The 14,504-nt window shown below is 54.2% G+C and carries 17 protein-coding genes and 1 pseudogene; 8 read left to right on the top strand and 10 right to left on the bottom strand.

All coding sequences use genetic code 11. The annotated features are described in order from the left end of the window. The first annotated feature begins 16 nt into the window (after positions 1–16). The 5 genes from BOW52_RS16980 (at position 17) to BOW52_RS07215 (ending at position 5,120) form a co-directional block, all read left to right on the top strand. Positions 17–163: a hypothetical protein gene (locus BOW52_RS16980; RefSeq protein ID WP_172840223.1), complete on the top strand. Its 147-nt coding sequence runs from the start codon at positions 17–19 to the stop codon at positions 161–163. Between the two features lie 161 nt (positions 164–324). After that, entirely contained in the window at positions 325–1,182 is an 858-nt protein-coding gene (locus BOW52_RS07200; RefSeq protein ID WP_172840224.1) for a flagellar protein MotY, read from the top strand. 216 nt (positions 1,183–1,398) lie between these two features. Continuing rightward, positions 1,399–2,613: an argininosuccinate synthase gene (locus BOW52_RS07205; RefSeq protein WP_078483417.1), complete on the top strand. Its 1,215-nt coding sequence runs from the start codon at positions 1,399–1,401 to the stop codon at positions 2,611–2,613. Positions 2,614–2,713: 100 nt separating this feature from the next. Continuing rightward, on the top strand, positions 2,714–3,103 hold the full coding sequence (gloA, locus tag BOW52_RS07210; RefSeq protein ID WP_236725665.1) for a lactoylglutathione lyase: 390 nt from the start codon (positions 2,714–2,716) through the stop codon (positions 3,101–3,103). A gap of 100 nt (positions 3,104–3,203) precedes the next feature. Beyond that, positions 3,204–5,120: a transglycosylase SLT domain-containing protein gene (locus tag BOW52_RS07215; RefSeq protein ID WP_078483419.1), complete on the top strand. Its 1,917-nt coding sequence runs from the start codon at positions 3,204–3,206 to the stop codon at positions 5,118–5,120. A 72-nt stretch (positions 5,121–5,192) separates the two neighbouring features. On the opposite strand, the pseudogene BOW52_RS07220 reads toward BOW52_RS07215, so the two are convergent. The 8 genes and pseudogenes from BOW52_RS07220 to BOW52_RS07255 all read right to left on the bottom strand — a co-directional run. Then, positions 5,193–5,372 (bottom strand): annotated as a pseudogene (locus BOW52_RS07220) (cyanase); the annotation flags it as partial. Beyond that, positions 5,335–5,544 (bottom strand): hypothetical protein, encoded by a 210-nt coding sequence (locus BOW52_RS07225; protein WP_172840226.1) that lies wholly within the window; start codon positions 5,542–5,544, stop codon positions 5,335–5,337. The pseudogene BOW52_RS07220 and the gene BOW52_RS07225, both read right to left, overlap by 38 nt. A 128-nt stretch (positions 5,545–5,672) precedes the next feature. After that, positions 5,673–5,999: a TusE/DsrC/DsvC family sulfur relay protein gene (locus BOW52_RS07230; protein ID WP_078483420.1), complete on the bottom strand. Its 327-nt coding sequence runs from the start codon at positions 5,997–5,999 to the stop codon at positions 5,673–5,675. Between the two features lie 97 nt (positions 6,000–6,096). Then, complete coding sequence (locus BOW52_RS07235; protein WP_078483421.1) at positions 6,097–6,687, bottom strand: HvfX family Cu-binding RiPP maturation protein; 591 nt, start codon at positions 6,685–6,687, stop codon at positions 6,097–6,099. Positions 6,688–6,696: 9 nt separating this feature from the next. Beyond that, positions 6,697–7,482 (bottom strand): HvfC family RiPP maturation protein, encoded by a 786-nt coding sequence (locus tag BOW52_RS07240; protein ID WP_078483422.1) that lies wholly within the window; start codon positions 7,480–7,482, stop codon positions 6,697–6,699. Beyond that, positions 7,460–8,317: an HvfB family MNIO-type RiPP peptide maturase gene (locus BOW52_RS07245; protein ID WP_078483423.1), complete on the bottom strand. Its 858-nt coding sequence runs from the start codon at positions 8,315–8,317 to the stop codon at positions 7,460–7,462. The genes BOW52_RS07240 and BOW52_RS07245 overlap by 23 nt, the downstream gene beginning before the upstream one ends. 20 nt (positions 8,318–8,337) lie before the next feature. Further along, complete coding sequence (locus BOW52_RS07250) at positions 8,338–8,679, bottom strand: HvfA family oxazolone/thioamide-modified RiPP metallophore (RefSeq protein ID WP_078483424.1); 342 nt, start codon at positions 8,677–8,679, stop codon at positions 8,338–8,340. A gap of 154 nt (positions 8,680–8,833) precedes the next feature. After that, entirely contained in the window at positions 8,834–9,265 is a 432-nt protein-coding gene (locus tag BOW52_RS07255; protein ID WP_078483425.1) for a DUF1841 family protein, read from the bottom strand. A 268-nt stretch (positions 9,266–9,533) separates the two neighbouring features. On the opposite strand from BOW52_RS07255, the gene BOW52_RS07260 reads away from it, so the two are divergent. From BOW52_RS07260 to BOW52_RS07270, 3 genes are all read left to right on the top strand, one after another. Further along, positions 9,534–10,805 carry a diguanylate cyclase domain-containing protein gene (locus BOW52_RS07260; protein WP_078483426.1) on the top strand — a complete coding sequence of 424 codons (1,272 nt, stop codon included), beginning with the start codon at positions 9,534–9,536 and terminating at the stop codon, positions 10,803–10,805. Positions 10,806–10,890: 85 nt separating this feature from the next. Then, positions 10,891–11,154 carry a DUF211 domain-containing protein gene (locus tag BOW52_RS07265; RefSeq protein ID WP_078483427.1) on the top strand — a complete coding sequence of 88 codons (264 nt, stop codon included), beginning with the start codon at positions 10,891–10,893 and terminating at the stop codon, positions 11,152–11,154. Beyond that, a complete protein-coding gene (locus BOW52_RS07270) occupies positions 11,123–11,761 on the top strand; it encodes a VIT1/CCC1 transporter family protein (protein ID WP_236725666.1) in 639 nt (212 codons plus the stop codon). Before BOW52_RS07265 ends, BOW52_RS07270 begins: the two co-directional genes overlap by 32 nt. An 11-nt stretch (positions 11,762–11,772) precedes the next feature. Here the strand turns inward: BOW52_RS07270 and nth are convergent, their stop codons facing one another. Beyond that, a complete protein-coding gene (gene nth, locus BOW52_RS07275) occupies positions 11,773–12,408 on the bottom strand; it encodes an endonuclease III (protein ID WP_078483429.1) in 636 nt (211 codons plus the stop codon). Between the two features lie 80 nt (positions 12,409–12,488). Next, a complete protein-coding gene (locus BOW52_RS07280; protein ID WP_135622126.1) occupies positions 12,489–14,324 on the bottom strand; it encodes an ATP-binding protein in 1,836 nt (611 codons plus the stop codon). Positions 14,325–14,504: the final 180 nt, after the last annotated feature.

Raw genomic sequence — 14,504 nt, forward strand, 5'->3', positions numbered from 1 at the left:
GGCGGAACTAAAGACGATGTGTCTGGCACTCCCCAGAGATGGCAAGAGTGGTCTGAGCGGCAAGCCGCCCGGACCGATTAAGCTCTTCTTTGGTGGTCTGGCCTTTATCGCCGTACTGCTGTTCGCCATGCTTAGTTCGGCTTGGCGAGGTAGTGGTAGCTGATCTGTGCGTCATGGATCGTATAAAAGGGGTGTCCTTCGGGATGCCCCTTTCTGTTTGAAAGGCTAGTTGTCGCCATTGCCAGTTGTGCCATGAGTAAAGATTGCACCGATCTGGCCGACAATAGGTGTACGAGAAGTTGTAATTGTGATGTGGGGTGTCCCTTGAAGCGTCTGTTTTCATTGGTTTTACTGTTGCTGGTGTCGTTATCTGCGAGAGCGGAGTACCAGAGCTATGCGGCGACGCTGGAGAGCTCGAGCTGGAGCGCGATCAGCAGCAAGGGGAGCTGTGAGCTCTCCCACATCATTCCCTACTACGGTATCGCTACCTTTGTGCGCCGTATCGATAGCGACATGGTCTTTTTTATCTCCACCAACCGTGAAGAGGCGCGTTCAGGTAAGGCGCATATCTCCTCCTATCCGACCGGTTGGCAGTCGTCGCAGCAGGTGCGTGAGGTGGGTTCGACGCGCATGAGCAAGGGCCGCCGTCCCTTCTATATAAAGGGCGAGATGGCGCTGCGTATGCTCTACGAGTTGGAGGAGGGGATGCAGCCCACCTTCAGCTACGGTGATTGGGCGAACGGTAAGGATCAGATCAAGGTAACGCTCTCGACCGTTAAGTTCCGTGATGGTCTGGATGAGTTTCTCGGTTGCGTGGCCGGGCTGCCGCCCTACGAGTACGACACCGTCAGCGATATGGTGATCTTTTTCGCCTCAGGCAGCACCGGCCTGAGTCGTATGGCACGGGCGGAGCTTGACCGTCTCACCCAGTATCTGCGTTACGACCCGAAGGTGAAGTCGATTATGATCGCCGGTCATACCGACAGTGACGGCGAGATGGATAAAAATGAGGTGACTGCACGCAAACGTGCCGATACGGTGGAGCGCTATCTGCTCGACTTTGGTGTCGATAGCAGCATCATCACCACCGACGCCTTTGGTGAGCGTCGTCCGATGGAGAGCAATCTGACTCCGAAGGGGCGTGCCAAGAACCGCCGCGTCTCGATCGAACTCTCCAAGTAGAGAGGCGCACTGCGTAACGATTTTCGCTATAATCCCGCCCTTGGTTAGCCGCAGGGGCGGGCATTTTGTTGCAATCAGGACGCGGATTTCCTCCGCACCTTACCCTCCCCCTCTGGCTTGAAAGCTATTCGCACAATCGGCTCAGGTGTCTGCCGCTTGATGCGTTCTCCCAGATTTTTGATGCGGGTCCCATAGGGACCGATAGACGAGGTTCTGATGTCTGATGTGAAGAAAGTGGTGCTGGCCTACTCGGGTGGTCTCGATACCTCAATCATCCTCAAGTGGTTGCAGGATGAGTACAACTGCGAGGTGGTGACCTTTACCGCCGATATCGGTCAGGGCGAGGAGGTCGAACCGGCCCGCGCCAAGGCGAAAGCGGCAGGTGTCAAAGAGATCTATATCGACGATATGCGTGAGGAGTTTGCCCGCGACTTCGTCTTTCCAATGTTCCGTGCCAATGCGATCTATGAGGGCGAGTATCTGCTCGGTACCTCGATTGCTCGTCCGCTGATCTCAAAACGTCTGATCGAGATTGCCAAAGAGACCGGTGCTGATGCCATCTCCCACGGTGCTACCGGCAAGGGTAACGATCAGGTGCGTTTTGAACTCGGAGCCTATGCGCTGATGCCCGGTGTCCATGTGATCGCCCCGTGGCGTGAGTGGGACCTGAACTCCCGCGAGTCGCTGATGGCCTACGCCGAAGAGCACGGCATCGAGATCGATTATGCCAAGCAGAGTAAAAAATCCCCCTATTCAATGGATGCCAATCTGCTGCACATCTCTTACGAGGGCGACATTCTTGAGGATCCCTGGAATGAGCCTGAGGATGATATGTGGCGCTGGAGCGTCTCTCCTGAGCAGGCCCCTGACGAGCCGACCTATCTTGAGCTGAGCTATGAGAAGGGCGATATCGTTGCCATCAACGGTGAGGCGATGAGCCCTGCCACGGTGATGGAGACGCTGAACAAGATTGGTGGTGATAACGGTATCGGTCGTGATGACATCGTCGAGAACCGCTACGTCGGCATGAAGTCACGCGGCTGCTACGAGACTCCCGCCGGCACCATCATGCTGCGTGCACATCGTGCCATGGAGTCGCTGACCCTTGATCGTGAGGCGATGCATCTGAAGGATGAGCTGATGCCACGCTACGCCAAGCTGATCTATAACGGTTACTGGTGGAGCCCTGAGCGCGAGATGCTGCAGGCGGCGATCGATCTGAGCCAGGAGCACGTTAACGGTACCGTGCGCATCAAGCTCTACAAGGGCAACGTCTACATTGCCGGTCGTAAGTCGGAGAAGGATTCACTCTTTGATGAGAGTATCGCCACCTTTGAGGATGACGCGGGTGCCTACGATCAGAAGGATGCAGCGGGCTTTATTAAGCTCAACGCGCTGCGTCTGCGTATCGGTGCCAAGCGCGGTAACTGACGCCAGTAACGCCAAAATAACCCTCTGCAGCCTCGGGTTGCAGGGGGTTTTTTTTTCGGCGCACCATCCACCCAATAATCGATGGCTCTATGGAGAGGCTATGAGAATTTTGCACACCATGCTCCGCACAGGCGACCTGAATCGTTCGATCGCCTTCTATACCGAGGTGCTCGGTATGCAGCTACTGCGCAGCAAAGAGTATCCCGATGGTGAGTTCACACTCGCCTTTCTCGGCTACGGTGGTGAAGCCGACAATACGGTCATTGAACTGACCTACAATTGGGGTGTTGAGTCTTATGAGATCGGCACTGCCTTTGGCCACATCGCCCTGGAGGTCGACGATGTCTACCAGGCGACCGAGCAGATCCGCGAACGTGGCGGCAAAATTCTGCGTGATGCCGGGCCGATGAATGCTGGCTCCACCATCATCGCCTTTGTTGAGGATCCGGACGGCTACCAGATCGAGTTGATCGGCGTACGAGATCGATAATCTTCCACTATTTGTAGAGTTTTGACGACGATTAGCCGCCTGCCGTGCTGTTAGAATGGCCCCTTTACCGCTACTTTAAGTAGACGATATCTACGATCACATGCGCCCACTTTTCTCCATCCTGCTGCTGTCGGTTTGGCTGCTCCTCTCAGGTACAGTTTCTGCGGGTGAGTACGATAGCGAACGCCGTCTCTATAAAGATGCGGTCTCGGCGTTCAAGGCGAAGGATAAGCCGCGTTTCAAACGGGTGATGAAAAAGCTCACTCACTACCCTCTCTACCCCTACCTGCAGCAGAGCGAACTGCTGCAGCGTCTCGATAGGGTCTCAGATAGTGAGTTGAGGCGTTTTATAAAACGTTACTCGGATCTGCCTCTGGCCTCACGCCTGTTGGGTAAATATCTACTCAAACTCGGTAAGCGTGGTGAATGGTCTCGCTATCTGAAGCACTACGACGGTCGTGATGGTGCTAAATATCGATGTTACGCACTACGTGCCGAGAGCCGTAGCAAGGGTGTCGATAAGTTGCTGCCACAGATTGAGAAGATCTGGCTCAGTGGAAAGTCGCAACCGAAGGCTTGTGATCCACTCTTCGCCGTGCTCGATAAGAGTCCGCGTATGACGGGCGCACTGATCTGGAAACGGATCGGTTTGGCCGTTGAGCAAGGCAATATCACCCTTGCCAACTATCTGGCGAAACGGTTGAGTAAAAGTGATCGGGCGCGTTTTACGCTGTGGAAACAGGTGCGGCGTGACCCGGCCAAATACCTGCCGTCGAAAAAGTTGAAACGCGATGATGCACTTAATCGACGCATCGTTATCTACGGAAGCAAAAGACTGGCAAGAAAGGATGCAACCAAGGCGTGGAAACAGTGGAGCAAGATTGAGCATGGTTATCGCTTTAGTGATAAGGATCGTGCAGAGGTAGCACGCTATATCGTGGTGCGAGGTGGACTGCAGAAACGACCCGAGACACGCGACTGGATCACTGCGTTGAAGCCGCAATGGATCAATGATGAGGTGCTGCGTTGGCAGGCCAAACTTGCCATCTATCAGAACGACTGGCCGCTGCTGAAGAGGAGTATCAAGGCCCTGCCCAAGGATCAGCAGCAGGAGAAACAGTGGCGTTACTGGCAGGCACGTGCCGCAGAGGCGAGTGGCGATAGACGTAGCGCGAATAAAACCTATGTCGATCTTGCGGGTACGGTGAGTTATTACGGATTTCTATCGGCAGACAAAACCAAACGGCCCTACCATCTCACCTCGATTCCGTTACTCGATGAAGATACCGGTATCGAAAAGATCGCTGCACTGGATGCGGTAAAACGTACCCGTGAACTACTCCACTTCAACCGCAACACCGAGGCGCGACGCGAGTGGCACCAGCTGCTGAGTGGATTCGATAATCAACAGACTCGACTGGCTGCAGTGCTGGCGAGTCGCTGGAGCTGGCACGATGGTGCGATCCTCACCACGGCCCGTACCGGTCAATTGAGCGATCTGGAGCTCCGTTTTCCCACGCCCTTTAAACAGCTGGTCGTGAAAAATGCCAAGCGTCAGAAGATCGATCCCGAGTGGGTCTTCGGCGTGCTGCGGCGTGAGAGCGCCTTTATGGCCGATGCCCAGTCAGGCGTCGGTGCGCTGGGCCTGATGCAGCTGATGCCAAAAACAGCACGAGAGCTCTCCAGGAGTCTCGGTATCAAGCGATTGCGCAGCAACGATATCCTGCAGCCCTCACGCAATATACAACTCGGTAGCAGTTATCTGCGGCGCATGCTCGATCGGTTTAATAATAATCAGGCGTTGGCCACTGCGGCCTATAACGCCGGTCCGCATCGTGTCGATAGCTGGTTGCCTGATAGCGGTACGACGCCTGCCGATGAGTGGGTGGAGCTGATCCCCTACAGTGAGACGCGTGATTATGTGAAAGCAGTGATGGCCTACACGACGATCTTTGACGATAAGTTGAATCGGCGGACATCATCGCTTAAGTCGCGCATGAAGGATGTGAAACGATAGGTTGTGCGTTTGAATGACTAGTACTCACTCCACATAAATCGATGTGGTGTGAGTCATCAGTGGATAAGCGTTCTACCCGGATTTGTAGGGCAGGAATTTTCCATTCAAGGTAACGACCACGCGGTCACCGGCAGGGTTCTCCTCTCTGTCTATATCCATAGTGAAGTCGATAGCACTCATGGTGCCGTCACCGAACCTTTCGTGGATCAGTTCCTTAATCGTCTCGCCGTAGACGCCAACGATAGATAACAGGATCGGTACCGGAGTCGGGGTTCGACTCCGGTACCTCTTCGATGCTCCTGGCCTCCATCATGGATTCAGGAGGTACGACTCCAGTAAACGGGTAGCCCGGATGGAGCGAAGCGCAATCCGGGGCGTGGATTATATCGATATCCCGGATTCCACCGTGCTGCATCCGGGCCACTTATTTAGGTGACAGGGATGGGCGGTTGGTAACAGGTACCGGACTAGGGTTTTGACTCTGGTGCCTGGTCGGCTTGTAGCAACCTCAGGGATCGGAGTCACATCGACTCCGATCCGCCATAGATAGCGCTACATATACGCCTGCGCCTCTTCTCCGGGATTGGGCAGTCCCGCAATACGCCATGCCTCTTTGGCGCTGGTGAAGAGTGTGTCGAGGCAGTGGGGCTCGTTGTGGGTGATAAAACAGACGTGGGCGGGTATGGGCGGTGCCATCTGGTGAGCCTGAAACTCGCCACGCAGACATTTAATAACACGCCACTGCCCTGGTGTGAGGCTGTTGAATCCATCCAGCAGTGCGATCTTTTCGGCGATCTCTTCATCCCACTCTGCTGCATCGATCATAAAACCGTCGTGGTCGAAGGCGAGAGGTTTCTCTCCAGTCAGTAAATTACCCATGATGTACCTCCTGGCGGCCGGTTGATTCTTTCACCGCCTGATAAGGTGAATCTAGTCGCCCCTCGTGTGCTGTAAAGTTCACAGCGATTTGGTGGGGTTATGCCATGTAACGTTTGGCGATCCAGTGGTCGACGCTGAAGTAGCGTCCTGCGCCGACAAACAGCAACATCAGCAGCATGATGAAGTAGGTAGCGGCAAATTCGATGCCGTTATTGAGTACGACAAAACTGCCATTTTCGGTGAGCCAGCTATATTGCCCATGTTCGCGTAGCAGCTCCCTGGCGCGGTCGAGTCGTTCAACTGCACCGGCAGTCCGTTCGTTGGCAAAGATGCCATTACCCTCGGCGATCGCAAGCCAACCGTTCTGCCAGTGGACTGTAAGTGCGGCGACCACCATGGTCACCATCAGTGGGATGGATATCCAGCGCACCGCCAGTCCGAGCAACAGCAGGATGGCGCCACCTGCCTCTGTGATACTGGCGGCGTAGGCCATAAAGGTGGGGAAGGGGAGACCGAGACCCCAGTCGGGATTGCCAAACCAGGCGATGGTGCTCTCCATGTCAGATAGCTTCTTGGTGCCCGCCATCCAGAAGATCGGGACCAGATAGAGGCGCAGTGCCAGCGGTCCGAGAAAGTCGAAGTTGCGGGTGAGGTTGAGTAGCTCCTGTAGCCTGATCGCCAATCGCATTCCGGACTCCTATCTCTCTGGGATGTTGTGGATGCCAGTCAGCAGGTCGCGATGGCGCAGGTCGAGCAGAATTTCGGCGCCCACACTGACAATCTGCTGCGGCTGTGGGTGATTCATCTCGGTCGCGATCGATTCGAGCAGCTCGCGTCCACTGGCCGCAACATTTTGCTGAATCAGCTGAAGTAGTCTCGCGGTGACGGCGTTGATCTCAAGAAAGTGAACCGCGTCGTGCCGGTCACGATAGACCACCAGGTGGGTCTCTGTTTCGCCATCGGGGATCTGCTCTGGCCCAATGCGGTGGACGGGGTAGTGGTAGCTGAGTGGCCATGCCAGTGGTGAGAGCTGCGGTATGCCCGTTATCAGATCCCCATTGGGATCGACATCTTCGCCGATGGCTGACTCCTCAGAGATCGAGAGGGCCAGCTCAACCCATTCATAGTGGGCCAGCTCGAGCAGGAAGGGGTAGTCGTCCGCCTGTGGCTCGCGTTCATTCTGCAGGTAGTCGAGCAGCTCCTGGGCGATCTCGAGAAACAGCGGCGTCTTGCAGTGGTGTTTGACCATAAAGTCGCGAATCATCGCGTGCCACCTCTCATCGGAGGTGATAGCACGAATCACCGGAAAGGCGCTGGCGGCGAAGTTCTCGATGTTGTTGTAGAAGAGATCGCGATAGATCGCCATGCGGCGCGTCTCAATCCCATCCGGTGCCGCATTATGCTCCGGGTTACGAATATAGGCGGCGAAGTCGTATTGCTGATCGATGAAATCGGGGCGTTTAGTGGCTTGCACGGTTCGCACGGTTCGCCTCCGTATCAGAGGTGGCTGCCAGTTGCCTTGCACGGATCTGATCGACCTCTAGTAGCAGCTCTTCAAGCGGTGGCAGATTGAAGTCGCGCTCCAGCAGGGTCGGGATCACGCCGTGCTGCCGGTAGGTGTAGTCGAGCATCTGCCAGACACTTGGCAGTACCTCGGCACCGTGGGTATCGACTAGCAGATCTTCGGCCTCTTTATAGTGGCCGGCGATATGCAGATAGGCGATCCGCTCAGAGGGGATCGCTTTGATAAATTCGAGTGGGTCGTAACAGTGGTTAACGCTATTAACATAGACATTATTTACATCGAGCAGGATGTCGCAGTCGGCCGCTTCGATCACCGCATTGAAGAAGTCGATCTCTGCCATCTGCTGTCCGGGTGCTGCATAGTAGGAGACGTTCTCCATGGCGATGCGCTGACCCAGAATATCCTGAACCTTTCTAATGCGTGCCGCGACATGTTCGACCGCCTCCTCGGTGAAGGGGATCGGCATCAGGTCGTAGAGGTGACCGTCATCGGCACAGTAACTGAGGTGTTCGCTATAGAGCGAGATGTTGTGTTCGCCCATAAATGTTTTGAGGCGATGCAGAAAGTTTTCGTCAAGCGGTGCGGGACCGCCAACTGATAGAGAGAGGCCGTGCAGGATGAAGGGGTGGCTCTCAGTGAAGGCGCGGAACTGTTTGCCCAGCGCACCACCGACACCCATCCAGTTCTCCGGGGCGACCTCAAGGAATCCGATCTGTTCATGCGGCGTCTCGGTAAGCGGCCCCAGCAGGGGCCGCCGCAGACCGAGTCCGGCGCCATGAACCTTATGATTCATTTCGCTCACGATGCAGTGCCTTACTTGTTACCGCCGCACTTCGCCTCGCCACATTTACCTTCACCGCTCGCCTTGGCCGGTGCTGCAGCCTTGTCACCGCCGCATGAACCCTCTTTGCCGGCCTTATCACCGCCACAGGAGCCCTCTTTGGCCTTATCGTCAGCCTTGGCACCTCCACACTTCGCCTCGCCGCATTTGCCCTCTTTACCGGCGTGGTTGTCAGCAACCATGTAGCCGCTTGAGAGCTCGGTCATCTGGAAGGGATTCTCAGCCGCGTTAGCCATTGGTGCTGCTGCCAGACTGACTGCAAAGGCGGTACCGAGTGCGGCGATAGTGTTTTTGTGCATTTTGTTGTTCGACATGGTGACTCTCCAAGTTTGTGTATACGTTCCGTTATTAGCCGCTCTGGCGTGTCTCTACAGATTCATGTGGCCTCGGAGAAAAAGACCTGTGGGGAATTCAGATTATTTCACTGCGGTATGAAAAAATATTAATAATAGTTATAACTTGCTGAATTTATGTATTAATTTTCTTAATGCATTCAAGGTAGGAAACATCGTCGGGTGCGGTGCCACTCTGTTGGGCGTGGAATAGTGCGTCGCCGAGGCACTCCATCATTTTGTGCTCAACGTCATGGGCATCGCTCGCCTTTGCCAGTAAAGCTCGATAGAGGGCACCAATTCCCGCCGGACGATCGGTGGAGACCTGCTCATGCAGGGCGATATGCATTCCCATATGCAGAAAGGGATTGTCGACGCCCATGCCGAGCGGTGCCTCGTGCTGCAGAGCACTTTCAGGATCATCGAGTAGCGTCTGGTACTCGGGGTGTTTAACGATGGTCTCGGCGAGTATCTGCTCCATCGGTTCGAGAGGTTCGCGCGACTGATGTTTACGCCATACTTCACAGTAGAAGCGGCGCATCTGATCCCGGTCTTGACCGAATAACATGATAGTTAACCTGAAAATTGTAATGAGGGTGTGGATTTTAGCAGAGGAAGATTTCTCTGAAAGGTAGAAAATGATTTTGAAATAATAACGTTGGTATTGTCGGGTTATGTGGCTGATTTTGAAATAGAATAGGGGAGTCGCTATTTTTGCGAGAGTTTGTTTTGGGCATCCAAGCCCAAGCAAACAGCAAAAACTTCACGCGACCGTTTATGCCTGCGGCGCCCCGTGCTTCGCTGATCATTAAATAATAATAAGCACGGTTTCTGATATGGATCGTCGTAGGCGTTACACCTCAAAAATTATCTGGTTCGGTTTTTCCATCGTAATCGCAACGATGGCGGCCTTCGCCACGACCGGTATCCACTACCTCTCCGACTCGAAAAAGAACTTCACCCGTGTTGTTGCTCAACACAATGTGCAGATCCATGTAATGAGTGAGTTCCTGCGTCTGGCCAGAGAGCGCTCTTTGACGCTGCAGCATATGTTTATGACCAACGATCCATTCGATCTTGACGATCACCGAATGCTGATGAGTGATATCGCGCAGGATTATCTGCAAATGCGAGAAGAGGTTCTGCAGACCAATCTGGATCAAGAGGAGAGAGAGTTGCTTACTGCGCAGCATGTGCAGACCAATATCACTGGACGTTTACAGAATCAGATTGCCGATATGATCATCGATGGAAATATTGAACCTGCCAAGATGATCTTCTACAACGAAGCGATTCCGAGTCAGGAGAAGGCGATGTCGTTGATGGGGGAGTTCATCGCACTACAGCATATCCACAACAGTATGGAGCTCTCACATACCAGCCGCGAGATCGAATTTGAGAAGAAGGTGATCGCTGCACTGCTCGTCTTTGGTCTGGTGATCAGCTTTATTATCGCCTCCCGCGTGGTGGCGAAGATCAATAAAGAGATCGAGCAGCGTAACAAGATCGAGAACGAGCTTGAGGAACGTGTTGAGCGTCGTACTCGGGAGCTGACCTATCTCGCTTCGCACGATTCTCTGACTGAACTGCCCAACCGTACGGTATTTAATGAGCAGCTGGGAAACTCGATTCAACAGGCGAAACGCTATAAGAAGTGTTCAGCGCTGCTGTTCCTCGATCTTGATGGATTCAAGGCGATAAACGATGGGTATGGTCACGCTGCTGGTGATTATGCGCTGCGCGAGGTTGCAGCAAAATTGAAACATATTATTCGTGGTTCCGATGTGCTGGCGCGAGTCGGTGGTGATGAGTTCACCATTATCCTCAACGATGTGAAGGAAGAGAGTAACGCAACGCGCATCTGTGAACAGGTGATCGAGTCGCTTAACCAACCGATCGATTTTTCTGGTCTCAATCTGCAGCTGGGTGTCTCAATCGGAATTACCTTCTTCATGAATGACCGACGCTCTGCCGACGAACTACTCACCGAGGCGGATGATGCGATGTATATTGCTAAAGATCTGGGTAAAAATCGCATGCAGATCTCCAAGCATGCCGACCGTGAGTCCAATGTTCACCCCTTCCCGGGTGAACGATCCAACGCCTAAGCTGGGAATTCTTTATTCCCCACGAACTTGCCTCTGCCGAGGTAGTGAACGAAACTTTGTTTATCTACCCGTTTTGGAGAGTCTGATGTCCCGCGTTCAAAGAGTCATTCTCGATGTGCTCAAACCCCATCAACCCAATGTGCTCGATTTCGCTCGTGCGATTGCCGCTATCGGTGATGATTACCGGGTCGATGTACGGGTGATTGAGGTCGATGAGAACACCGAAACGCTGCAGGTCGAAATCGAAGGAAGTGATATCGATTTTGAAGCGGTAAATGTGGCGATCAGTGAAAACGGCGCCTCACTGCACAGTATTGATGTTGTCTCGGTGGCTAGCACCACTGAGTAGTCGAAAGCCGATTACCCGCTCATTCATCATGGTTACGCTACAGCAGCTTAAAACACTTCTTGCCATCTCCCACTCTGAGGAGATCATGCGTCGCTATTTTGTGGTTAACGGTTTTGATGGTGCGTTGGCGATACTCGGTCTGATGATGGGTTTTTATGTCAGTGAACAGGTTGAGCTTGCGGTGGTGATTACCTCCTGCCTGGCCACTGCTCTGGCGTTGGGTATGAGTGGCATCTCCAGCGCCTATATCAGTGAAGCGGCGGAACGTCGCCGTGCCTTGATGAAGTTGGAGGAGGCGATGGTGACCTCACTCGATGAGAGTCACCATGCGCGTGCAGCGATGCTGATTCCGTGGTTGGTGGCACTCGTCAATGGAATGGCTCCATTGATATTTGCACTGATTATTATTTCGCCGCTGTGGATGGCGCGGAGCGGTTTGGTGCTGCCCGTCGACGCGCTACCGATGGCTATGGGCGTTGCGATCTCGATTATCTTTTTGCTCGGCGCCTTTCTTGGCCGAGTCGGAGGGACCTTCTGGCTCTGGAGTGGTCTGCGCAGTATCGCTGTGGCGCTGCTGACGGTGGGTCTGATCTATCTAATTGGATGAGTGTCGCGGCCTCAATCGAGGTTCTTATCCTTAAATTCACACAGGTCTTCGATAATGCAGCTACCACAGCGCGGTTTGCGCGCAATACAGGTGTAGCGTCCGTGCAGAATCAGCCAGTGGTGGGCATCCTGCATGAACTCCGCGGGAATAAACTTCAGTAGTTTTTTCTCGACCTCGACGACATTTTTTCCCGGCGCGATCCTGGTACGGTTTGAGAGTCTAAAGATGTGGGTATCGACGGCCATGGTTGGATGGCCTAAGGCGGTGTTGAGTACCACGTTGGCGGTCTTGCGCCCGACCCCCGGTAACGCCTCAAGTGCGGCACGATCTTCCGGTACTTCACTATCGTGCAGCTCGATCAGCATCTTGCACGCCTTGATCACATTCGCCGCTTTGCTGTTAAACAGACCGATGGTCTTGATGTAGTGCTTCAGTCCCTCTTCACCCAGCGCATAGATCGCCTCCGGTGTATTGGCGATCGGATAGAGTTTTGCGGTGGCCTTGTTAACACCCACATCGGTTGCCTGTGCCGATAGGATTACGGAGATCAGCAGCTCAAAGGTGGAGTCGTAATTGAGCTCAGTGGTCGGGTGGGGATTGTTTGTCTGAAAGCGTGAGAAGATCTCGTGCCGTTTCTGCGGATTCATGACTGCGCCGATTACTATTACAGCTCGTCATTATCGGTGATGCAGGATGAAATTTCGAACCCTGGTAGGTGGGCGCTGCGCTACGCTTCACCGAGAATATCGTCAACAACGCGGAACACCTCGGCAACGTTGATCGGCTTGGTCATGTAGTAACGAAAACCGGCCAATTTTCCTTTCTCAATATCGCCGGGCATGGCGCTTGCGGTGACAGCAATCACCGGTATGTTGCGTGTCGATTCGTCCTTCTCGAGTACCGCCTTGACCTCAAAGCCGTGCATGCCTGGCATGCTGAGGTCCAACATGATCATCTGTGGGCGGTGTGCCTGGGCCAGCTCAATTCCGAGAGAGGGTTGCTGGGCTGTGATCAACCTGAGATCGGGGCGACGTTTAAAGAGGTGCTCCATGAGTAGAACATTGGATGGATTATCTTCGATATAGAGTACGGTTTTAAGCGCGTCACTCTCCTCGTCTTCGATCGAATGGGAGGTTTCATCAGAAGAGGATTCATCGGCCGCTACGGGTTGATCACTAAGTGGAGTCTTGAACCAGAAGGTGCTGCCGCTGCCGGGTGTGCTATCGACGCCAAGCTCACCATCCATCAGCTCTACCAGCCGTTTGCTAATCACCAGTCCAATGCCGGTTCCCTCAACCTCACTCACCTCGGCATGTAGCCGGTGGAATGGCTGAAATAGCTGTGCCTGCTCATCTTGGCTGAGCCCATCCCCGGTATCGGTGATGCGTATCCCTCCCGTTTGTTCATTCGCTCCGTAGTCGATGGTGACTCGTCCCCCATCACGGTTGTACTTCACGGCGTTGGAGAGCAGGTTGACGATCACCTGTTTGAGGCGCACCCGGTCGCCGATTACGGCAGGGCAGAGGGCGTTGCCGTTTCGGAGCTCGATCTCAATGCCGCGTGTTTTGGCCAGCGGTGAGATGAGTGTGATGCACTCATTAATTAGCCTTCTGCAATCAATCGGCGATAGCGATAACTCCATGCGACCGGACTCGATTCGAGACAGATCGAGTACTTCGTTGATCAGCTCCAGTAGGTGGTGGCTGGCACGGGAGACCTCATCAATGCTCTCATCAATGACGCTGTCCTTATTGTCGAGCTGCATAATCTGGGTAAAGCCGATAATGGCGTTGAGAGGGGTGCGCAGCTCATGGCTCATGCGCGAGAGAAAGTCGGATTTCGCTTTGTTGGCGCTCTCGGCCTCAAGTTTCTCTTTCTCCAGGAGCTTGGCGTGCTCCTCATCAATGGCGCGTTTACGGCGCTGTCTGACTATCAGAGTGATACCGCCCAGGCCGAGTAGCCAGACGGCGGAGTGAGTAACCATCATTGCACGGCTATTGGCCGAGCTGCTCTCTATATAGGGCTGTAGTGGAATCGCGACACCAACACCGCCGCGAAGATCGCCCTCCTTAAAGCCGAGGTGTCCATGACACTTCTCGCAACCCTTTTGCATATACATCGGCTTCATCAGGCGCACGTAGGGCGCGTTATCGATCTCGGCAACGTCCGCTACTTCACCTATACCACGTTCGAATGAATCGAGCGCCTCCAGCTCCCATGCATCGGCCTTGTTGTTTGGGTTGAGTAGGATCTTGCCGGTGATCTTGCCCTTGATGCCGTAGAGTTCGGAGTACTCATCCATCATCTGTCGCAGCATGTAGGCGGGATTCATCAGCGTCAGCTCAACGCCATCGGTGGTGGTGAGGTCACGATCGGGTAGATGGGCTAGATAGGGGCTGCGCGGGGTGCGTTCATCGGGGCGGACATAGACGCCGCCATGCAATGTTCCCCAGAGGCGAAAGGCCTGATCCTTATTAAAATTCTCTCGCGCTGCGATAGAAGCAAGTTCGATCGCCATCTGCTGCTGATGGGCGAGATTCCATGCGATAGAAGTACCGATCACGACACTCCACGCCAGCACTGCCAGCCAGCCAGCTTAAGCGGGCTATGGTGTAGCGGTTTGTCGGTTGCTCTGATTTTTTCATGCGCTGACCGCCATGGATAGCGAAGCGAAGGCGGTTAGTCCGCGATAGTCGACGCCGTCTGCATATTCGTAGTTGAGAGCGCGAGCGAACGACGAAGA

The sequence above is a fragment of the Solemya pervernicosa gill symbiont genome (assembly GCF_002020875.1).
Taxonomy (GTDB): Bacteria; Pseudomonadota; Gammaproteobacteria.